At 72.3% G+C, this 19,470-nt stretch carries 19 protein-coding genes; 3 read left to right on the top strand and 16 right to left on the bottom strand.

The features are described from left to right. Nucleotides 1-2: 2 nt before the first annotated feature. Both ACFVS9_RS15980 and ACFVS9_RS15975 read right to left on the bottom strand, forming a co-directional pair. On the bottom strand, nucleotides 3-260 hold the full coding sequence (locus ACFVS9_RS15980) for a WhiB family transcriptional regulator (protein WP_383112968.1): 258 nt from the start codon (nucleotides 258-260) through the stop codon (nucleotides 3-5). A gap of 106 nt (nucleotides 261-366) precedes the next feature. Beyond that, nucleotides 367-1,236 carry a Scr1 family TA system antitoxin-like transcriptional regulator gene (locus tag ACFVS9_RS15975; RefSeq protein ID WP_389932682.1) on the bottom strand — a complete coding sequence of 290 codons (870 nt, stop codon included), beginning with the start codon at nucleotides 1,234-1,236 and terminating at the stop codon, nucleotides 367-369. A gap of 185 nt (nucleotides 1,237-1,421) precedes the next feature. Between ACFVS9_RS15975 and ACFVS9_RS15970 the strand changes: the two genes are divergently transcribed. Further along, the gene (locus tag ACFVS9_RS15970) at nucleotides 1,422-1,871 is read left to right on the top strand and encodes an ATP-binding protein (RefSeq protein ID WP_389932930.1); all 450 of its coding nucleotides are present in this window, start codon (nucleotides 1,422-1,424) and stop codon (nucleotides 1,869-1,871) included. Between the two features lie 16 nt (nucleotides 1,872-1,887). On the opposite strand, the gene ACFVS9_RS15965 is transcribed toward ACFVS9_RS15970, so the two are convergent. From ACFVS9_RS15965 to ACFVS9_RS15915, 11 genes are all read right to left on the bottom strand, one after another. Then, the gene (locus tag ACFVS9_RS15965) at nucleotides 1,888-2,586 is read right to left on the bottom strand and encodes a ribonuclease H (RefSeq protein ID WP_389932680.1); all 699 of its coding nucleotides are present in this window, start codon (nucleotides 2,584-2,586) and stop codon (nucleotides 1,888-1,890) included. 123 nt (nucleotides 2,587-2,709) lie between these two features. Next, complete coding sequence (locus ACFVS9_RS15960) at nucleotides 2,710-3,207, bottom strand: peptidylprolyl isomerase (protein WP_383112964.1); 498 nt, start codon at nucleotides 3,205-3,207, stop codon at nucleotides 2,710-2,712. Nucleotides 3,208-3,358: 151 nt separating this feature from the next. Beyond that, nucleotides 3,359-3,877 carry a lamin tail domain-containing protein gene (locus ACFVS9_RS15955; protein ID WP_383112963.1) on the bottom strand — a complete coding sequence of 173 codons (519 nt, stop codon included), beginning with the start codon at nucleotides 3,875-3,877 and terminating at the stop codon, nucleotides 3,359-3,361. Nucleotides 3,878-4,217: 340 nt separating this feature from the next. Continuing rightward, nucleotides 4,218-4,451 (bottom strand): hypothetical protein, encoded by a 234-nt coding sequence (locus ACFVS9_RS15950; RefSeq protein ID WP_383112962.1) that lies wholly within the window; start codon nucleotides 4,449-4,451, stop codon nucleotides 4,218-4,220. Between the two features lie 132 nt (nucleotides 4,452-4,583). After that, complete coding sequence (locus ACFVS9_RS15945) at nucleotides 4,584-5,003, bottom strand: DUF6221 family protein (RefSeq protein WP_383112961.1); 420 nt, start codon at nucleotides 5,001-5,003, stop codon at nucleotides 4,584-4,586. A gap of 311 nt (nucleotides 5,004-5,314) precedes the next feature. After that, nucleotides 5,315-6,229 (bottom strand): carbohydrate kinase family protein, encoded by a 915-nt coding sequence (locus tag ACFVS9_RS15940; protein WP_383117446.1) that lies wholly within the window; start codon nucleotides 6,227-6,229, stop codon nucleotides 5,315-5,317. Next, nucleotides 6,226-7,215 carry a zinc-dependent alcohol dehydrogenase family protein gene (locus ACFVS9_RS15935; RefSeq protein ID WP_383117447.1) on the bottom strand — a complete coding sequence of 330 codons (990 nt, stop codon included), beginning with the start codon at nucleotides 7,213-7,215 and terminating at the stop codon, nucleotides 6,226-6,228. The genes ACFVS9_RS15940 and ACFVS9_RS15935 overlap by 4 nt, the downstream gene beginning before the upstream one ends. Continuing rightward, a complete protein-coding gene (locus tag ACFVS9_RS15930; RefSeq protein WP_383117448.1) occupies nucleotides 7,215-8,093 on the bottom strand; it encodes a carbohydrate ABC transporter permease in 879 nt (292 codons plus the stop codon). Before ACFVS9_RS15930 ends, ACFVS9_RS15935 begins: the two co-directional genes overlap by 1 nt. Beyond that, complete coding sequence (locus tag ACFVS9_RS15925) at nucleotides 8,090-9,055, bottom strand: carbohydrate ABC transporter permease (protein ID WP_383117449.1); 966 nt, start codon at nucleotides 9,053-9,055, stop codon at nucleotides 8,090-8,092. Before ACFVS9_RS15925 ends, ACFVS9_RS15930 begins: the two co-directional genes overlap by 4 nt. Continuing rightward, nucleotides 9,052-10,410, bottom strand: coding sequence for an ABC transporter substrate-binding protein (locus ACFVS9_RS15920; RefSeq protein WP_383117450.1), 1,359 nt, complete (start codon nucleotides 10,408-10,410; stop codon nucleotides 9,052-9,054). The genes ACFVS9_RS15925 and ACFVS9_RS15920 overlap by 4 nt, the downstream gene beginning before the upstream one ends. Nucleotides 10,411-10,561: 151 nt before the next feature. Then, nucleotides 10,562-11,323 (bottom strand): DeoR/GlpR family DNA-binding transcription regulator, encoded by a 762-nt coding sequence (locus ACFVS9_RS15915; protein WP_383117451.1) that lies wholly within the window; start codon nucleotides 11,321-11,323, stop codon nucleotides 10,562-10,564. A gap of 445 nt (nucleotides 11,324-11,768) precedes the next feature. Here ACFVS9_RS15915 and ACFVS9_RS15910 point away from each other — a divergent pair, with 445 nt between their 5' ends. Continuing rightward, complete coding sequence (locus ACFVS9_RS15910; RefSeq protein ID WP_389932672.1) at nucleotides 11,769-13,484, top strand: lysyl oxidase family protein; 1,716 nt, start codon at nucleotides 11,769-11,771, stop codon at nucleotides 13,482-13,484. A 269-nt stretch (nucleotides 13,485-13,753) separates the two neighbouring features. Beyond that, a complete protein-coding gene (locus ACFVS9_RS15905; RefSeq protein ID WP_383117453.1) occupies nucleotides 13,754-14,404 on the top strand; it encodes a class I SAM-dependent methyltransferase in 651 nt (216 codons plus the stop codon). A gap of 15 nt (nucleotides 14,405-14,419) precedes the next feature. On the opposite strand, the gene ACFVS9_RS15900 is transcribed toward ACFVS9_RS15905, so the two are convergent. From ACFVS9_RS15900 to ACFVS9_RS15890, 3 genes are all read right to left on the bottom strand, one after another. Then, complete coding sequence (locus ACFVS9_RS15900) at nucleotides 14,420-17,122, bottom strand: SpoIIE family protein phosphatase (protein ID WP_389932668.1); 2,703 nt, start codon at nucleotides 17,120-17,122, stop codon at nucleotides 14,420-14,422. 121 nt (nucleotides 17,123-17,243) lie between these two features. After that, the gene (locus ACFVS9_RS15895) at nucleotides 17,244-17,990 is read right to left on the bottom strand and encodes a YqjF family protein (protein WP_389932665.1); all 747 of its coding nucleotides are present in this window, start codon (nucleotides 17,988-17,990) and stop codon (nucleotides 17,244-17,246) included. Nucleotides 17,991-18,065: 75 nt separating this feature from the next. Continuing rightward, on the bottom strand, nucleotides 18,066-19,352 hold the full coding sequence (locus tag ACFVS9_RS15890) for a low temperature requirement protein A (RefSeq protein ID WP_389932662.1): 1,287 nt from the start codon (nucleotides 19,350-19,352) through the stop codon (nucleotides 18,066-18,068). Nucleotides 19,353-19,470: the final 118 nt, after the last annotated feature.

The following is a 19,470-nucleotide window of genomic DNA, read 5'->3' as shown; positions in this document are numbered from 1 at the left end:
CGTCACCCGTGGATCCTGGCCTGCTGACGGGCGCGGCGGCGCTTCAGGGCACGGCGCTCGTTCTCGTCCATGCCTCCCCACACACCCGCGTCCTGCGCGTTCTCCAGGGCCCAGTCCAGGCACTTCTCCCGTACGGGGCAGGTCCCGCAGACGGCCTTGGCCTCCTCGGCCTGTACGAGCGCGGGACCGCTGCTGCCGATCGGGAAGAACAGGTCGGGGTCCTCTTCGCGGCACGCCGCGTGCATGCGCCAGTTGTCCATGTCGCTCACTTCCTTCTCGCGGGAGGAGTCCGTCGGTCCCGGCCGGATTCCGCTCCGTCCCGGGCTCCGTACTGTGCGCGTGACCGCCATCGGGCGTTCGAAACCCTCAACGGGCCCCGCCTTCAAGCGGTTCCGGAGCTCCGGTGCCCTCGGGCAGGGGCGAGGCGGGGTGCGGGGCCGCGGCGCACGCGCCGTCCATCCTGATGCGGTAGTCCAGGACCGCGGCGGGGTCGCCGATGATGTCCACCCTGGCACCGGGGATCTCCAGGACCGCGCGGTCGCCGATCTCGGGGGCCGCCACGCGCAGGAGGTGGAGCGGCGGGACACCGGTCATGGGGTGCGGGGGGAAGTCGAGGGGGGTGATCTGGACGGTGAGGTGGCGCTGGTGCGCGGCCTCCTCCAGGGCCGCCCGCTGGCCGGCCATCACGGCGGGCCCTCCGACCCTCGTGTGGAGGGCGGCGGCCGGGAGCAGGGCCCAGAGGGCCGCTCCGCGCTCCCGCAGCCGGCGCTGCCGCTCCGCCAGCAGTTCGAGGCGCCCGTCGAGCCGCGAGGCCGGACCGGCGGTCAGGGTGCGGCACAGGGCCGCCTCGTAGGCGGGGGTGCGCAGCAGTTCGGGTACGAGCGCGGGGTGCCAGGTCCTCACGAGTGCGGCGGAGGACTCGATACCGATGACCTCCTGCTGCCACGGCTCCATCGCGTCCCGCCACCGGTGCCACCAGCCCGGCAGGTTCGCGGCGGCGAGGCCTGCCATGATCGGCTCGGCCTCCGTGCCGGGGACGGCGTAACACTCCAGGAGGACGCTGACCTGCTGGGCGTCGAGACCGGTCTCGGCACGCTCGATGCGCCGGACCGTGGCCGGATGGGCACCCAGCGCCACGGCCGCCGCCTGGAGGCTGACGCCCGCGCGCTCCCGCAGCATCCGCAGCCGCGTCGCCAGGACGCGGTGCTCGACGGTGGGGCCGGACCGTGGCCTCATCCGCGCACCTTCCTCACGGCTTCCGGGATATTCCGGAGCGATAAGTTCCGGATGGCGGCCATCCTGACACTCTGCCCCTTGCAAAGTATGCATTTTGCACGGAGAGTACGTACATGTCGGAAATAGTTACGTGCGTGCGCCCGGCCCCGGAAGGCTCGGGCGGGCGGAGCGCGCAGAGCTGGTGGATCCCCCGCCTCCCCCGGGGCGTCCCCCTGGCGAGGCACCGCGTACAGGAAGCCATGCGGGGCTGGGGAGAGCCCGACGAGCGCGTGGAGACGGCGGCCCTGGTCGTGACCGAGCTGGTCGCGAACGCGGTGGAGCACACCGCGGGCCGGCGGATCCGGTGCCGCCTCCTGCGGACCTCCGGCCGGGTGCGCGTCTGCGTGTGGAACCGCGGCCGGCTGCACTCCCCCGGGCTGCCCGGCCCGCGGGACCCCGAGCGGCCGTCCGCGCCGGAGGGCGGGCCCTACGGCGCGGAGGGCCCCGGCCCGGTGGCGCTCGACGGCGCGGAGGACGGATTCAGCCTGGCGTCGGTGGGCGAGGACGGCCGGGGCCTGATGCTGGTGGACGCGCTGGCGACGCGGTGGGGTACCCGCACCAGCGTGTCCGGCCGGCTCGTCTGGGCGGACGTCTGAGTCCCCCGGTCGCGGCTCAGGCGAGCGCGGCCCGGCATTCCGGGTGACCCCAGCCGTTCGGATTCTTGGCGATCATGTCCTTGGCCGCGTACGGCTTCCCGCAGTGGCAGCGGCCCGCGAACTTCGCGCGGATCGTGCCACCGGAGCGCGCCTTGCCGGTGGACCCGCCCGTGGACCCGCTCCCGGCCGCTCCTGGCGCCCGGCCCTTCGTCGAGCGGGCGGGGGCCGGTACCGGCAGGTCCACGGCGCCGTACGCGGTCCCCGCGGCCTGCTGCGAGACGGCCACCTCGCTCGCGGCCTGGTCGGCCAGGGCGTTCAGCGGGTCGCCGTCCACCTGGTGGGCCGGTACGTAGCGGAAGGTCACGCCGCGGCCGGACAGCAGTGCGTCGATGCCGACGACCAGTTCCCGGTTGGCGACCGGCTTGCCCGCCGATGTCTTCCAGCCGTTGCGCTTCCACCCCGGCAGCCACTTGGTCACCGCGTTCATCGCGTATTGCGAGTCCATGCGCACCTCGACGGGCACGGCGGGATCGGTCGACCTCAGCAGCTCCAGCAGGGCGGTGAGCTCGGCGACGTTGTTGGTGGCGGTGCCCAGCGGGCCCGCCTCCCACCGCAGGGGGTTGCCCTGGCCGTCGGCCACGACCCACGCCCAGGCCGCAGGCCCCGGATTACCCTTCGATGCCCCGTCACACGCGGCGATGATGCGCTCGTCCATGCGCACGATCATGCCAGCCCGGAGGACCCGGTCACGATCGCGGGCGGGACGGTGTCCGGGAGGCCCGGACACAGCTCGGGGCTCCCGGCCGGCGGAAACCGGCAGGGAGCCCCGTCGCGTGCGTCAGAGGACGCCGGAACCGGAGACGGCGATGGCGGCCTTGGTGCTGCCGCTCTGCGAGCCGTAGGTCTCGATCTTGCGGACGAGCGCCATGCTGTCGTCGTCGGCGACCTCGCCGAACACCACGTGCTTGCCGTCCAGCCACGGGGTGAGGACGGTGGTGATGAAGAACTGCGAACCGTTGGTGTTCGGGCCGGCGTTGGCCATCGAGAGCAGCCCCGGCTTGTCGTGCTTCAGGGTGAAGTTCTCGTCGGCGAACTTCTCGCCGTAGATGCTCTTGCCACCGGTGCCGTTGCCCCGGGTGAAGTCACCGCCCTGGAGCATGAAGCCCGGGATGACGCGGTGGAACGGCGAACCGGCGTAGCCGTAGCCGTGCTCGCCGGTGGCGAGCGCACGGAAGTTCTCGGCGGTCTTGGGGGCTACGTCGTCGAAAAGGTTGAACACGATCCGCCCAGCGGGCTGCTCGTCGATGGTGATGTCGAAATACGCCTTGATGGTCATGGGTCCATCCTGACATCACCCCCGGCCTCCCGGTGCACGGACCCCGCCCCCCGGCGGCCGTGGGCGGCACGCGGGACGGCGCACCACGGGGGTGAGCCGCGGTGCGCCGTCTCCTTCGGGGGGAGCGCCGCCTCCCCCGCGTCCGTGCCGCTCAGCGGTTGCCGCGGTGCCCTCCGTCGCGCCGTCCTCCGTCGCGGGGGCCGCCGTCGCGGTGCCGGCCCCAGGAGGTGGAGTCGACCAGGCGCCCGCGGCCGTCGCGGAGCGTGGCGGTGTCCCTGCTGTCCCACACGTACCCACGACGGCCCTGGTAGACGTCGTGCCGCGTGTCACGGCCGGAACCCGTGTGGACGCGGACGGAGGAGCGGCCGGGCAGCCGCAGGTCGAAGGTGTAGGTGCGGCGGCTCTCGTCGCTGAGCGTCCAGCCGCGGAGGTCGACGCCCCGGCGGCCGGTGTTGGTGACGGTGACCCACTCGGCGTTCAGGCTGCGGTTGGAGCCGTCGTCGCGACCGGGGCTGTCGTGCTGGATCTCGCCCAGGACGACCGCCGGGCGCGGTGCCGGCCGGTTGTGACCGTGGTCCCGGCCGTCGGCCGTGGCCGGGAGGGCCGCTGCGGCGAGCAGGGCGCCTGAGGCGAGGACGGCGGCGGTGATCCGTCGTGCGGAACGGGACATGGAAACCCCTCATCGTGCGGGCCCGGAATGGATTCCCGGGCGTTCTCCGACCCCGGCGTCGCGCCGGGAACGCACACTGTGTCCCGCCTCCCGCATGGCCGGAAGACACCCTGATCCATGTGACGAAACGCGGACATTTCTGTCACACACGACTGCATTCGGCACGGATTTCGGCCGCCGCAGACCTGTCAACCGCTGACCTCTGCACCGACCCTTCCGGCGGGCCGTCCACCCGGCCACCGCATCGCGTCCGCCGGGGCCCCGCCCTCCCGGACGACCCGCCCGGACCGCGCGGATCCGTGTAACAGAAGCGACAGCGCTTACCTGGACAAAGGTTTCATTACCGGCGGGAAAGGAGTTCGTGCGTTCGGGCCTTGAGCATCCAGCGCGACGGGGCGAGGCGGGCGCGCTGGCCGCCGCTGGTGACCAGCGCGTTCACGGGCGTCATCGGATCCAGTGCCGTCGTCCTGGCCAGCAGGACCCCCACGGCCAGCGGGAGCAGGGTCACGGCCAGCGTCGTGCCCGCGCCGGCCAGGTTCCGGATGCGGAGGCGCGTCCGCGCGTCGGGGAGCATGCCTCCCATTCGACCGGCGGGAGCGGCAGGCGGGATCGGGTCAGGTACTCAGTCCCGCCACTCCCCCGTACTCATCCCGACGCGCGGCCCTCGGTCCTCAGTCCTCGGTCCTCGGTCCTTGGTCCTCGGTCCTCAGTCCTGGGAGGACGGCCCCCAGTGGGAGAACCGGGGCAGCCACTTGACCCGGTAGTCGGGGTGCCCGGCGTGTTCGGCGGCCATCTGCCGGACGACGAACCCCAGCCCCACGGCGCGGCCGGAGGGGAAGTCCTGGGCGGGCCGGTCGGTGTCCAGGGCCGCGATCTCCTCGTACTCGTCCAGCAGGACCCGGTTGGTCTCGATCCGGCGCAGGGTGCGCGCGGGGTCCTGGAAGGCGATGTGCCGGTCGTACCCGCGCGACCGTACGACGAAGGCGATACCGCTCGTGCGGTCGTGCACCTCACCGGGTGCCTCGGCCGGGGTCCGCCAGCCGTCGCCGCCCGCCTCCCGCGCGATGCCCTCCTCCTCGGCGAGGCGTGCGCGCACGAAGGCCAAAAGGTCCGAGTTCTCTGCCATCTGGTTCCGCATCCTTCTCCGTAACAGACCGCGGCGGAGGATCGACCCAGCGCCACGGGCCCGTTCTGCCCGACCAGCAGAGGATGCCTCACCCGCGCGCCGGGGGCGCAGTCCGTGCCGGGGACGGTCCGTATGACGGACACTCCGGCCGCCCGCGGCCTGCGGAGATCAGCGGGACGGCTCCGGCCGCCGCCCCGGGGAAGGACCGGCGACCGGCCGTCGGGGGTCCGGAGGTCTCAGGGCTCCGGGCCCCCGACGGCCGGGACGCGCACCCGTGCGCGGGTGCGCGTCCTCCGCTCCGGCGCGGTCCCTCAGGTGCCGGCGGGGACGGAGGGCTCGGTGCCGGCCTGGGCGCACACCGAGGCGGCCGCCCGGGAGGCGGCGGACAGCAGGTCCCTCAGTTCCTCCGGCTCCGGTGTCGCCGTGAAGGAGCCGCGGGCGCCCATCCGGCTCAGCAGGCCCGCGGCGAACGCGTCTCCCGCGCCGATCGTGTTGACGACCTCGACCGGTGCGGCCGCGACGGACACGGGCGGCGCGGTCGCGGTGTACGCCGTGCTGCCCTCGGCTCCCCGGGTGAGGACGACCAGCCGTCCCCCGGCCGCCAGTCTCCGGCAGGTCTCCTCCGGATCGGTCCCGGGCCACAGCCGCTGGAGGTCCTCGTCGCTGGCCTTCACGACGTGCGCGAGGCCGCACAGTTCCCGCAGCGCCGCCGCGCCGTGGTCGGCGCCCAGGGTGCGGTCCCGGCGCACGTTGGGGTCGACGACGAGGAGCGAGTGTTCGGCCGCCGCCAGAGCGGCCGCCCGTACGGCCGCCGCCGCGGGTGCCACGACGGCCGCGAGGCCGCCCACGTACACGGCGCCGTACCCGGCGGTCCTGGCGGACACGTCCGGCAGCCTGAACGTCGCCGTGTCCTGGAGGTGGAAGTGGTACCCCGTTCCCCCCGCACCCGGTTCGGCGACGGCCAGCGCGGTGGGCAGGCCGGAGCGTTCGCACAGTGTGAGGTCGGCCCCGGCGGCCGCCAGCCGGTCCTCGATCATGTCCGCGAAGCCGTCGCCGCCCAGGCCCCCGGCGAAGGAGACCTGGGTGCCGAGCCTGGCCAGTCCGACGGCGACGTTGGCCGGGGCCCCGCCGAACTGGGCGGCCCGTACCCCGCCGTCCCCCGCCACCGGGACGAGGTCGACGAGGGCCTCACCGACCACGAGGACCGCGCCGGGACCTCCCGTCACGGCTCGACCACGATCTTGCGGCCGACGCCCGCCTTGAACCGGTCGATGGCCTGCGGGTACTGGTCGAGCGGCAGCCGGTCGCTGATGAAGACCGAGGGGTCGAGGACCCCGGTCGCGAAGAGCGCGGCGGCGCGTTCGTAGCTGTGCAGGACCGCCATCGAACCGGTGATGGTGATCTCCTGGTTGTAGATGCGGTAGGGCTCGATGACCGCCGTCGTCGCGTAGTCGGCGACCCCGAACTGGAGGAAGGTCCCTCCCTTGGCGACGCGTCCCAGGCCGTCCTGGATCGCGGCCGCGTTGCCCGTCGCGTCGATGACGACGTCCCAGCCGCCGGGGCGGTCCAGTTCGTCGGCCCCGGCCGCCGACCGGGAGCAGCCGAGCAGCCCGGCCGTGGCCAGGCGCTCGGGGTTGACGTCCAGGATGTCCACACCCGCCGCCCCGGTGCGCTTGGCGAGCTCCAGCATCATCAGGCCCATGGTCCCGGAGCCGTAGATCAGCACCTCGGCCCCGAGCGTGCTGCTCAGTACGTCGTACCCCCGGACCGCGCAGGACAGCGGTTCGATCAGGGCGGCGTCCTTCACGTCGATGTGCTCGGGCAGCCGGACGCAGTTGGCGACGGGCGCCACGGCGTACTCGGCGGCGCCGCCGGAGACGGTGACACCGATGGCGGCCCAGCGTTCGCAGAGGTTGCCGCGCCCGCTGCGGCAGTAGCGGCACTCGTGGCAGTGCAGGGAGGGGTCGACGGCGACCCGGTCGCCGACGGCCAGCTCCGTGACGTCCCGTCCCACGCCCACGATCTCACCGGCGAACTCGTGGCCGGGTACGAGGGGCAGGGTCGGCGCGAACTCGCCCTGCAGGATGTGCAGATCGGTGCCGCACAGTCCGCACGAGGCGACGGACACGACGACGTCGCGGGGGCCGGGTGTGGGGTCGGGGACGGTGGTGACGGAGACCTTGCCGGGGGCTTCGACGATCGCTGCCCGCATTATTTCACTGCTCCAAGAGACAGGCCCTGGACGAGTTTGTCCTGGGCGGCGTAGCCGGCGGCGAGCACCGGCAGGGACACGACGACGGACGCGGCACACAGCTGGGCCAGGAAGAGGCCCTGGCTGGTGACGAATCCGGTGAGGAAGACGGGTGCGGTCTGGGCGACGACGCCGGTGAGCACCCGCGCGAAGAGCAGTTCGTTCCAGCTGAAGATGAAACAGATCAGGGCGGTGGCCGCGATGCCCGGCGCGGCCATCGGAGCGACCACCCTGGCCAGGACGGTCGGCAGCCGCGCGCCGTCCACCTGGGCGGCCTCGATGACGGAGACCGGCACGTCCGCGAGGAAGGACTGCATCATCCATACCGCGATCGGCAGGTTCATCGAGGTGTAGAGCAGGACCAGGAGCCAGATGTTGTCCAGCAGCCCGGCGTTCTTGGCGAACAGGTAGACCGGGAGGAGCCCGGCGACGACGGGCAGCATCTTCGTGGAGAGGAAGAAGAACATCACGTCCGTCCACTTGCGCACACGCCGGATGGAGAGGGCGTACGCCGCGGGGAGCGCCAGCAGCAGCACCAGGACGGTGGAGAAGAACGAGGCGCCCAGGGAGTTGAGCAGCGGCGGCCAGGGGGTGACGCCGGTGTCGGCGCCGAAGAAGGCCCGGTAGCCGTCGAGGGTGAGCGGCGCGAACAGGGAGGGCGGGTTGGTCGCGGCGTCGGACTCGGCGTGCAGCGAGGTCAGCAGCATCCACAGCGCGGGCAGGCAGAAGGCGAGTCCCGCCGCCCAGGCCAGCAGGCCGAGCACGGCGGAGCGGCGTCCGGCCCTGCGACGGACACTGCGGGCGGACGGGGCGGGCGCGGGGACGGTGGAGGTGGTCATGCGCGGTTCGCCTCCTCACTGAAGAGGGACGAGACGGTCCGGAGCGCGAAGGTGGCGATGATGATCGTGCCGATCACCACGACGACTCCCGCGGCGGACGCCAGTCCGTATTCGTGGGCCTGGTAGAAGGTCTGGTAGATCGTGTACGGAAGGTTCGCCGTGTCGAGTCCGCCCGCGGTGATCGTGAAGACCGCGTCGAAGTTCTGGACGATGTAGACGGCGCCGAGCAGGACGCCGAGTTCGAGGTACCTGCGCAGGTGCGGCAGGGTCAGGTAGCGGAACGTCTGCCAGGCGCTCGCCCCGTCGAGGCGGGCGGCCTCGACGACCTCGGCGGGCCGGCTCTGGAGGCCCGCGAGCAGGATCAGCATCATGAACGGCGTCCACTGCCAGACCAGTGCGGCGATCACGGCGAGCAGCGGCATGTCCGCGATCCAGTCCGGCTGGCTGGGGCTCGTGTCGCCGAAGAGGTCGCCTATCCAGCTGAGGGTGCCGTTGAGGAGGCCGTACTCCGGGTTGTAGAGCGCGTGCTTCCACAGGAGGGCGGCCGAGACGGGCACGATCAGGAACGGCGTGATGAGCAGGGTGCGGACCATGCCCCGGCCGAAGAAGGTGCGGTCCAGGAGCAGCGCGAGGGCCAGCCCGATGACCACGGTGGCGAGGACGACGCCCACGGTCAGCATGATCGTGGTGACGACCGAGTCGCGGAGCGCGGCGTCGGTGAAGACCGAGGCGTAGTTGCCGAGCCCGTTGAAGGCGCGTTTGTCGGGGCTGAGGGAGTTCCAGTCGAAGAGCGAGATCACCAGGGTCGCCACGAACGGCAGCTGGGTGACCACGATCAGGAAGACGAGGGCGGGCAGGAGCGGGGCCCTGGTCGCCCAGGCCCGGGCCCGGTCCGTCCTGCGCGCCGGGGCCCGGGGCGGCTGGGGTGGTGACTGGGGTGCGGTGTCGACTGCTGTGGTCATCGGTACTCCTTGGCGACCTGTTCGGCCAGCTTCTGGGAAGTGGCCAGGGCCTTGTCGACGGACTGCCGGCCGGCGATGGCGGCGCTGATCTCCTGGGCGACCCGGGTGCCGAGATCGGTGAACTCGGGGATGCCGACGAACTGGATCCCGGGCACGGGGCGCGGCTGGGTGCCCGGGTTCTTCGGGTCGGCCGCGGAGATGGCCTGCTCGGTGACGTCCGCGAAGGCGCCTGCCGCCTTGCGGTATTCGGGGTTCTCGTAGGTGGAGGCCCGTTTGCCGGCGGGGGCGTTGGACCAGCCGCTGGTCTCGCCGACGAGGGACTCGTACTCCTTGCCGGACGCCCAGGAGACGAACTTCCAGGCGTCGTCCGACTTCTTGGAGGCCTTCTGGATGCCCCAGGCCCAGGTGTACAGCCAGCCCGAGCTCTTGGTCTTCTCCACGGGTGCCGGCACGTAGCCGATCTTGCCCTTCACCGGGGAGCCGGCGGCCTCCAGCGAGCCGGCGCCCGCCGTGGCGTCGTACCACATGGAGGTCTTGCCCTGGGTCATGTTGTTGAGGCATTCGGCGTACCCGGACTGGGAGGCCCCGCGCTCCCCGTGCTTGCGCACGAGGTCGACGTAGAAGCGGGTGGCCTCCTTGAACTCCGGTGAGGTGAGCCGGGGTTCCCAGTCCTCGGTGAACCAGGTGCCGCCCATGGTGTTGACGACGGTGGTGAGCGGGGCCATCAGCTCGCCCCAGCCGGGGAGCCCGCGCAGGCAGATGCCCTTCATGCCCGGCTCGGCGCCGTCCGCCTCCGCGGCGAGGCCGGCCACCTCCTTCCAGGTGGGGTGCGGGGGCATCGTCAGCCCCTTCGCCTCGAAGACGTCCTTGCGGTACATGAGGAAGGACGACTCCCCGTAGAAGGGTTCGGCGTAGAGCCGGCCCTCGGCGGTGAGCGACTCCGTCAGCGGGGCCAGGATGTCGTCCTGGTCGAAGTCGGGGTCCTCCGCGGCGTAGGTGTCCAGCGGGTGCAGCCAGTCGTTCTTCGCGAAGAAGGGCACCTCGAAGTTGCTGATGGTGCCGACGTCGTACTGGCCGGCCTGGTTGGAGAAGTCCTGGCTGATCTTGTCGCGGACGTCGTTCTCCGGGAGCACGGTGAAGTGCACCTTGATGCCGGTCTCCTTGGTGAAGTGCTCGGCGGTGAGCTTCTGCAGCTCGACCATCTGCGGGTTGTTCACCATGAGGACGTTGAGCGCGTCACCTCCTCCGAACGCGGTGCCGCCCGCTCCGGCGCACCCGGCGGTGAGAAGGGCCATGGCTGCTGTGCCCGCGACCGCACGCACGCGGGTCCCACGGCGTCGTTGCTGGTGGGGCATAAGGTCTCCTGATCGGTCGTAGCGGCTCGTGGGTCGGTGCCCGTGGCTTGCGGTCCTCCTGGCCGTTCGGGCACGGCGAGGCCGGCCTCCGGCCTTGCGGCGGGGACGGGGACGAGAGGGTGGGGGCTGCGGGGCCGGGCCGGTCGCCGCGTCAGACGCGGATCACGTTCGGGCCGAGCAGTGAGTAGCGCTGGGCCTCGGCCGAGGGCAGTCCGGTGTCGGTGACGACGGCCTCGAAGTCACCGACCCCAGCGAAGCGGCAGAAGCTCACCGCTCCGAACTTCGAGTGGACCCCGGCGAACACACGGCGTCGGGCGCTCCGCATGGCCTGCGCCTTGACCTCGCCGACCGCCGGGTCCGGGGTGGTCAGCCCGTACTGCCGGGAGATGCCGTTCGCGCCGACGTAGGCCAGGTCGATGACGAAGTCGGCGAGCATACGGGTGGCCCAGTGGTCGACGGTCGCCATGGTGCTGCCGCGCAGGCGCCCGCCGAGCAGGAGCACGGCGGTCTTCTCCGCGTCCGCGAGGACGGTCGCGACGGCCAGGGAGGCCGTCACCACGGTCAGCGGCCGGTCGCGGGGAAGGGCCTCGGCGATGAGCTGCGGGGTGAAGCCCTCGTCGACGAAGACCGTCTCGGCGTCACCGAGCAGTTCGGCGGCGGCCGTCGCGATCCGCGCCTTCTGCGGCACGTGGTGCGTGGTGCGCATCGCCAGGGTGGTCTCGAACCCGGCGCTCTCGACCGGGTAGGCACCTCCGTGCGTGCGCCGCACGAGACCGTGCTCCTCCAGGGTGTGCAGATCGCGCCTGATGGTCTCCTTGGCCACCTCGAACCGCTCGGCCAGCAGGTTCACGTCGACCGAGCCGTCCCGTCGGGCCGTCTCGAGAATTCCCCGCCGGCGTTCCTCGGTGCCCACGACACATCCCTGCACTAGTGCGGATCCTGTGCGGGCCCGGCGTCCGTTCGGGCCCACGCATTGTTTGTACAAGCAGAAACGGCACTACGACCAGCTTCTTCGCGCCTCGGGCTGTGCCCGTTCATGCCCGTTTCACGTCACGCCTCCCCGCTGGTCGTGCCCGGGGAAGGGGCCGCGAAACGGCGGGGCGGTGCCTGCTTCGGTCGTCACGGCGCCCGTTTCACGCCCGTCGGCGGTCACCCGGGGCCGGGCGGGGGCTTGTAACACGGCCTCGCCGGGAACGGGAGGGAAACGACGGAGAAATGTCCGATTGTGCATCTCAAAGCCTGATTTCAGCCAACAATCTCTGTCTCCCGGACCGCGGGACAACCCGCGCCCGCGGTTGTCGTCTCTGACAGGCAAAGCGACTCCACCGCCCAACCGGGCACTCGGACATCGGAGAACGATGAGCATCAGAACCCCCCGCAACCGGCTGTGGCGTCCGGCCGTCGCAGCCGCCGCGGCGATCGCCGTGACGGCCGGCGTCGCCGCCGCCACGCCCGACACGGCGCAGAAGTCCCCCGTCCCGCAGCTCGGCCTGGTCGCCGCGTCGAAGTCCGTGACGCTCGACTCGTGGAAGGAGGACCCGGGTGTCTATCTGGACCTCGGGACCTACCTCACGGCCGCCGGGGCGCCGCTCGAACTGCGCGTGACCCGCAAGAGTTACAAGGACCCGGTCGTCGCCACCCAGGTGATCCGCGAGGGCGGGAAGACCCGCACCAAGGTCCTGCCCGAGGGACTGGTGAAGGACTTCTCCGGGCTGCCCGGCTTCATCCAGGTCACCGTCCGCGACACCGCGGGCAGAACGGTGTCGAGCCGGACGGAGTCGTTCTGCCCGAACAACGCGTCGGGCAGGATCAGGCCCGACGCCCCGGCCACCTCGAAGTATCCCGAGAGCTGCCCCACCAACCCCTTCACGCTGGGCTCCGTCTGGGGTGTCGAGAACGGCTGGGCCGCCAACACCTACGCCGGCTACTACTCGGACCCGGTCGTCCTGCCGGCCGGGAAGTACACCGCCCAGGTGTCCGTCACCAAGCGCTACCGGGACGTCTTCGGCATCGCCGACGCGCCGCAGACCGTCAGCCTGACGGTGCGCGAGCGCAGTTACGAGGAGGACGACTCCGCCCTCGTACGGAGCGCCCGCCCCGCGTCCGGGCACGCCGGTCACGGAGCGGGGCGCGAGGGCCACGCCGGCCACACCGCGGCCCGGCCGCCCGCTCCGGTGTCCGCGACCAACGGCGCCGGGACCTCCTACAACGTGGGCCACGGTCCCTACCCGCCCGCACCCGCCGCCCTGCCCTGGGCCGCGGCGCGCCAGGGCCTGCGGTCCGCCCCGGCCGACGGTCAGGGGATGACGGACGGCTCCCGGCAGGCGCCGGCGGCAGCGCCGAACGCCCAGCGCCCGACGGGCAGGGCGACGGTGCCGGACGTACCCAAGCCCGACCTGCGCTCCCTGCCCGCGTACGGCATCACCATCAGTGAGCCCGACCCGAGCGCGCCCGGCAAGGACTACCTGGCCTTCAGCGCCAACGTGTGGAACGCCGGCCCCGCCCAGCTGGTCGTGGACGGCTTCCGCAAGCCCGGCAACGAACTGATGGACGCCTACCAGTACTTCTACGACGCCTCGGGCAAGCAGGTCGGCTACACCCCGACCGGCACCATGGAGTGGGACCCCCGCCCGGGCCACGAACACTGGCACTTCACCGACTTCGCGAGCTACCGCCTGCTGAAGGCCGACAAGAAGGAGACCGTGCGCAGCGGCAAGGAGGCCTTCTGCCTGGCCAACACCGACGCGGTCGACTACACGGTGAAGAACGCCAACTGGCACCCGGACAACACCGACCTGTCCACGGCCTGCGGCCAGGAGAACTCCATCTCCGTGCGTGAGGTCCTCGACGTGGGGTCCGGTGACACCTACACCCAGGATCTTCCCGGCCAGTCCTTCGACATCACCGGGCTCCCGAACGGCACGTACTACATCCAGGTGCTGGCCAACCCGGAGAACCGGCTCAAGGAGACCGACCTCAGCAACAACAGCGCCCTGCGGAAGGTGGTCCTGGGCGGCAAGCCCGGCGCCCGCACGGTGAAGGTGCCCAAGCACGACCTGGTCGACGCCCCCTGATCCCGTCCTCCCGTGCGCGGCCCCCGGGGATCCGTCCCGGGGGCCGCGCCCTTTCACCCCGCACCGCGTCAACCGCTCACGTTTTTCGCGCAGTCGCTGTGGCAGACTGCCCGGGCGGAGCGGCTCGCCTCCGAGGGCCAGGTCCGTTCCGGGCCCGGCCGGGGGGCTCCTGGTGGTCGTCCGCCCGCACTCCGGCCGCCACCGGGGGGCGGCGGCGACAGTACCGGGACGGACCGCCCCGTCCCACCCGTCCGGAAGGGATCGTCCCCATGGCCGACGGCCACCAGCACCCGGCAGCCCAGGCGTTCGACGCCATCGGCGCCGACTACGAGCGGGCCTTCGCCGGCTCCCCCGCGCACCGCGCCTCGCTGAACAGGCTGCTGGAGCGGCTGACCCCGCACAGCAGGGTTCTGGACGTCGGCTGCGGGACGGGCAGGCCGACGGCGCTCACCCTGGCCACCGCCGGGCACGAGGTGCTGGGTGTCGACGTCTCGCCCGTCATGGTGGACCTGGCCTCCCGCAGTGTCCCCGAGGCGTCCTTCCGCTGCGCCGACATCCGCGAGGTCCCCCTGGAGGAGGAGAGCTTCGACGCGGTCTGCGTCTACTTCTCGCTCCTTCAGATGCCGCGCGGCGAACAGCGTTCCCTCGTGCACCGCCTGGCCGGCGCGCTGAAGCCGGGCGGGCATCTGGTCCTGGCGACCGTGCCACTGGACGTGGAGGGCGTGAGCTCGCTCTTCATGGGCCAGGAGGTACGTGTGACGAGCTTCGGCCCGGAGGCGTTCAGGGACCTGGTCACGGGTGCCGGTCTCGGGGTGGTGGGCGAGGACGAGACGGTCTTCAGCCCGTCCCACCCGGGAGCCGTGCCCGAACCCCACCTCTTCCTGGACTGCCGCCGCGAGCCGGCGCGGCCGGGGGCGTGACACGAGGGGCCGCCCTCATACCTGCCGGTCCACCCCTGGCTGGAGTACCTGCTCGGTCCAGATGACCTTGCCGCCGTCGTCGGTGTAGCGGGTGCCCCAGCGTTCGGCCATCTGGGCGACGAGGAAGAGCCCGCGGCCCCCCTCGTCCATGCTGGCCGCCTGGCGCAGGTGGGGCGAGGTGCTGCTGCGGTCGGACACCTCGCAGATCAGCGTCCTGTCACGGATCAGCCGTACGCGGATGGGACCGCTGGCGTAGCGGATGGAGTTGGTGACCAGTTCGCTGAGGATGAGTTCGGTCGTGAAGGCCTCCTCGACCAGGTCCCACTCGCTCAGCTTGCGGGACACCTCCGAGCGGACCCGGGCGACGGCCGAGGGGTCGGAGGGGACGTCCCAGTCGGCCACGTTCTCGGCGGCGAGCCGGCGGGTGCGGCCGACGAGCAGCGCGATGTCGTCCCGCGCCTTCTCGGTCACCAGGACGCGGAGGACGGCCTCGCAGGTCTCCTCCGGTGTCCGGTCGGGGTGGCCCGACAGGGTCTCCCGCAGCAGGTCCAGCCCTTCGTCGATGTCGCGGCGCCGGTCCTCGACGAGCCCGTCCGTGTAGAGCACCAGCCTGCTGTTCGGCGGAAGCTGTACGTCGAGGGTCTCGAAGGGCATGCCGCCGAGCCCCAGGGGCGGGCCCCCGGGCACGTCGGCGAAGGCCGCCTCGCCCTCGGGGCTGACGATCACCGGCTGGAGGTGTCCCGCGCGCGCCATCGTGCAGCGGCCGGAGGCCGGGTCGTAGATCGCGTAGAGGCAGGTGGCCCCGGTGACGCCTCCTCCGTCGGATCCGTTGGACGCCTCGTCCAGGTCGATCCGGGCCACCAGTTCGTCCAGGTGCCAGAGCAGTTCGTCGGGCGGCAGGTCCAGGGTGGAGAAGTTGTGGACCGCCGTGCGCAGGCGCCCCATCGTGGCGGCGGCGTGGAGCCCGTGTCCGACCACGTCGCCGACCACGAGGGCGACCCGGGCGCCGGGCAGCGGGATGATGTCGAACCAGTCGCCGCCGACACCGCCCAGGCCGCCGAGCCCGGCCTGGGCGGGGAGATAGCGGTAGGCGGCGTCGATGGCGCTCTGGTCGGGGAGCCCCTGCGGCAGCAGGCTCCGTTGCAGGGTGACCGCCACGTTGTGCTCGCGCGAGTAGCGGCGGGCGTTGTCGATGCTCACCGCGGCCCGTGCGACGAGTTCCTCCGCGACGGACAGGTCCTCCTCCTCGAACGGCTCGGGCCGCTGCGCCCGCCAGAACATGGCCACGCCGAGGACCACGCCCCTGGCCCGCACCGGGACGGCGATCAGGGAGTGGAACCCGCACTCCACCAGGTATCCGGCCCGCTCCGGGTCCGGCTGCTGCCAGCCGGAGAGCCGGCTCAGGTCGGTGTCGAGCACGGCTTCGCCCCTGAGCAGCCCGGCGCCGAGGACCGTGCTCGGCTGGAAACGGACCACCGAGCCCAGCGGGTGGAGGCCCGTGTCGTCGCGGGGGCCGCTGAAGGCCGAGCGGCGCAGGTTGCCGGTGGTGGCGCGGGCGGCCGTGGGTTCCTCCCCGCGCAGCACGCTCTCGGCCAGGTCCACGGTGGCGTAGTCGGCGAATCGGGCCGTGGCGAAGTCGGCCAGCTCCTCGCAGGTCCGTACGACGTCCAGGGCGGTGCCGATCTCGGTGCCGGCGTCGTAGAGGAGCTTCAGCCGTCCGCGCGCCGTGGCGGCCTTGCCCGTGAGGGCCTGGAGCTCCGTGGTGTCCCGCAGGGTCGTCACGCTGCCGGGCGGCCCGCCGTTCCTGTCGGTGGCCCGCTGGCTGACCGCGAGCAGGCGGTCGCCCACGGCGACCACCTCGTCGGTCGCGATGCGTCCCGAGTCGAGGAGGCCGGTGACGGCCGGGGCGAGCCCGAGCTCGGACACGGGCGTGCCCTCGACGTCCGGGGGGAGGCCGAGGAGTCTTCGCGCCTCGTCGTTGGCGAGCAGGAGCCGCCGGTCGCCGCCGACGATCACCACGCCCTCCCGCACGGCGTGCAGAACGGCGTCGTGGTGCTCGTACATCCGGGTCATCTCGGTGGGTCCGAGACCGTGGGTCTGGCGCTTCAGGCGTCTGGTGACAAGCGCCGTGCCTCCCATGGTGAGCAGCAGCACCCCGGCGGCCGAGCCGAACAGGAGGGGGAACTCGGCCTCGGCGACGCCGCTGACCTTCTTGATGGTGATCCCGGCCGACACCAGGCCCACCACCTGGCCCTTCGACCCGTACACGGGCACGACGGCCTGCACCAGCGGGCCGATGGTCCCGTTGATCTTCTCCGTCACGACGTGGCCGGCCAGGGCGGGCCCCACCTCGCCGACGAACATCTTGCCGATCCGGTTGGGCAGCGGATGGGTGTAACGGACCGCGTCGCGGCTGAGGACGACGACGAAGTCGACGCCGGACCCCTTCCGTGCCGCCTCGGCCTTCGGCTGGAGCACGGCGGCGGGGTCGGGGCTCTTCAGGGCGGCTTCCATGCCGGGGCCGTTCGCGAAGGCCTCGGCCACAGCGACCGACCGGTTGCGCGCTTCGCGTTCGCTGTCCGCGTGGGACTGCAGCACGAGTGCGGTCGCGGCGGCAGCGACCAGCAGCACCACGATCGCCACTTGCAGGAGAAAGACCTGACCGGCGAGGCTTCTCATTCGGAGAAACGAACGCGGGCGGCCGTAGCGTCCGGCCATGTCCCCCTTTTTACACCCTGGCCATACGCCGGGCGAGCCGTGCGCGGCGGCCGGATCGGGTCGCCCCCGGGGTCATCGCCCCGGGCACACAAGCCCGCCGCGCCCCGGACGAAGGGCCCGGTCAGGGGCGGGCCGGGCGGCCGAAGCGTACCCGCACACCGGGCGAGTAGAGCACGCTCAGCGGCTCGCCGACGGGCGCGGGCAGTCCGGCGGCCGTCACCAGGGCCTCGTCGCATTCGACGAGCCGGGCCCGGTGCAGGGGCCAGCGGGGATGCGCGTTCGGCAGGTACATCAGGCGCCCGCGGAACATGCTGTGCATGCCCCAGCGCACGGTGAGGAAGTGTTCGAGTTCGCTGGGCGCGTCGATGCGCGCGCCGGCGCGCAGCACGATCCTGCTGTGGGCGCCCCGTGGCCCCGGCAGCCGCCGTCGGCTGGTGTAGGTGAGGGTGTCGCCCTCGCGCCGGATGTCCATACGGGACCACACGTACGGCAGCCGGAAGCCGGCTCTGGCGACGCCCACGGGGATGAGCCTGGAGGCGTCCAGGGAGCGGAAGACGACCCCGCGCCTGCCGTGCGCGTCCCGTGAGTACAGCCGGACGTTGGTCTCGGGGAAGGTGCCCAGGTAGGGGATGCCGGGGAGGCCGAGCCATCCGACGCGGTGCATCCGGAAGGCGACGAGTCCGACGTGGGTGACGCCGTCGAGGGTGTCGGGCACGGTGCCGGCGGGCAGGAGGGGCGCCACGACCGCGGGGTCGACGGCCCAGTGCAGGAAGGCCAGGTCGAGCCAGGACTGTGTCATCAGGGGGCTCATCGCCGGGTGCGGCGGGTCGGGGGTGACGGGCTGCGGCGTTCGCGGAGGAGGCGGCACCCGGTCAGGATGGCAGAGGGGGAAGCGCGGCCCGTCGGCGGTACCGGCGGTGGAGCCGGGCGCCGCCGGACGGCGTCAGCGGTCGTCGGCGGCGAGGTTCCGCAGCATCCGCTGCTGGTGGCGGCGGCCGACCGTCTCGTAGCCGATCACGGTGACGAGGGGGGCCAGCATCACGAGGAGGAGGCAGACCGCGACCGCGACGCCGGCCGCGGCCAGGAGGACGGCCACGAGCAGCACGGCGGCGGTGAGGGAGATCAGGAGCAGGTGGAACCGGTCCGCCGCGGACATCAGCAGGGTGTGCAGCAGATAGACCATGAGCAGGTAGAGGCCGACCGGGAGGGCCAGGGACAGCACCACCGCGGTGTCGCCGAGGCGGGAGTGGTGTTCCAGCCGGAGTCCGGCCACGTGCAGTCCCGCGCCGGCTCCGGCGATGCCGACGAAGAGGGGGATGTGCCCGTAGCCGAAGAGGTAGCCGCGGCTGCGGCGGTGCGCGAGGACGTCGCCGAAGGGGGTGGTGAAGTAGACCCACCACATGCCGAAGGTCAGCCCGACGCCGGCGACCACGACGGCGATCGCGTTCCCGCTCCACCGCGTGCCGTCCACACCGCCCAGCAGTCCGCCGGAGGAGGCGACGGTCCCGACCACGCCCTCGCCGAGGACGATGATGGCGAACAGGCCGTAGCGCTCGGCGACGTGGTGGGGGTGCCACGGTGTGCCGCCCGCGCCTCCCTGGGCGAGCACCGGCAGCGCCAGTTCCAGCGCCCCGAGGACGACGAAGGCGGCGAACACGGCGGCCAGCGGCAGGTGCGTGAAGGCGACCGCGGTCCAGCCGACCTGGACGGCGGCGGTCCAGCGGATGTTGGCCATGCCGACGTCGTGGAAGTCGGGCGACTCGCGGGCGGCGCGCCACCACTGGAGGAGCATGGCGACCCGCATCACGACGTAGCCGATCACCATGACCCGCAGTTCGAGGTGTCCGCCCTCCTCGACGGAGTGGAACATCGCGGGCAGGCCGAGCGAGAAGACGACGACACCCATCATCTGCACCATCGTCAGGGCGCGGTAGAGCCAGTCGTCGGTGCCGAACGCCGAGGCGAACCAGCTGAAGCTGATCCAGGCGACGCTGATCGCGAACATCGCGAGGACGAACGCGGTGACCGCCTGGCCGGCGTGCCCCGCGGCGACCATCTCGGCGAAGTGGGACGCGGCCGTACCCACGGCGACCACGAACGTGAGGTCGAACAGGAGCTCCAACGGGGAGGAGACCCGGCCCGGTTCCTCCGGGTCGCGGCCCGTCATCGGGATCAGCCGGCGCGAGAGGGCGCTCCTGCCGGGGCTGTCGGAGCGCGAGGATTCATCCATATACGCGATTATTTCCGACATCGTGCGTGACGGGCTCACGCCGCACGGCCCGGAGTCCGCGCACCTGTCATCGCCGCCTCCCGGGGTGGCGGGCGCGGCGCCTCCGGCCGTTCCGGCA

The sequence above is a fragment of the Streptomyces sp. NPDC058008 genome (assembly GCF_042886395.1).
Taxonomy (GTDB): domain Bacteria; phylum Actinomycetota; class Actinomycetes; order Streptomycetales; family Streptomycetaceae; genus Streptomyces.
Note: the sequence above shows the minus strand (reverse complement) of the source record. Positions and strands in the feature narration are given on the sequence as shown.

Coding starts and splice junctions, on each gene's coding strand:
- ACFVS9_RS15910 (WP_389932672.1), top strand. CDS start 11,769: ATGAGCATCAGAACCCCCCGCAACCGGCTGTGGCGTCCGGCCGTCGCA.
- ACFVS9_RS15920 (WP_383117450.1), bottom strand. CDS start 10,410: ATGCCCCACCAGCAACGACGCCGTGGGACCCGCGTGCGTGCGGTCGCG.
- ACFVS9_RS15950 (WP_383112962.1), bottom strand. CDS start 4,451: ATGCTCCCCGACGCGCGGACGCGCCTCCGCATCCGGAACCTGGCCGGC.
- ACFVS9_RS15925 (WP_383117449.1), bottom strand. CDS start 9,055: ATGACCACAGCAGTCGACACCGCACCCCAGTCACCACCCCAGCCGCCC.
- ACFVS9_RS15965 (WP_389932680.1), bottom strand. CDS start 2,586: ATGGACGAGCGCATCATCGCCGCGTGTGACGGGGCATCGAAGGGTAAT.
- ACFVS9_RS15975 (WP_389932682.1), bottom strand. CDS start 1,236: ATGAGGCCACGGTCCGGCCCCACCGTCGAGCACCGCGTCCTGGCGACG.
- ACFVS9_RS15955 (WP_383112963.1), bottom strand. CDS start 3,877: ATGTCCCGTTCCGCACGACGGATCACCGCCGCCGTCCTCGCCTCAGGC.
- ACFVS9_RS15945 (WP_383112961.1), bottom strand. CDS start 5,003: ATGGCAGAGAACTCGGACCTTTTGGCCTTCGTGCGCGCACGCCTCGCC.
- ACFVS9_RS15960 (WP_383112964.1), bottom strand. CDS start 3,207: ATGACCATCAAGGCGTATTTCGACATCACCATCGACGAGCAGCCCGCT.
- ACFVS9_RS15980 (WP_383112968.1), bottom strand. CDS start 260: ATGGACAACTGGCGCATGCACGCGGCGTGCCGCGAAGAGGACCCCGAC.
- ACFVS9_RS15930 (WP_383117448.1), bottom strand. CDS start 8,093: ATGACCACCTCCACCGTCCCCGCGCCCGCCCCGTCCGCCCGCAGTGTC.
- ACFVS9_RS15890 (WP_389932662.1), bottom strand. CDS start 19,352: ATGGATGAATCCTCGCGCTCCGACAGCCCCGGCAGGAGCGCCCTCTCG.
- ACFVS9_RS15905 (WP_383117453.1), top strand. CDS start 13,754: ATGGCCGACGGCCACCAGCACCCGGCAGCCCAGGCGTTCGACGCCATC.
- ACFVS9_RS15900 (WP_389932668.1), bottom strand. CDS start 17,122: ATGGCCGGACGCTACGGCCGCCCGCGTTCGTTTCTCCGAATGAGAAGC.
- ACFVS9_RS15935 (WP_383117447.1), bottom strand. CDS start 7,215: ATGCGGGCAGCGATCGTCGAAGCCCCCGGCAAGGTCTCCGTCACCACC.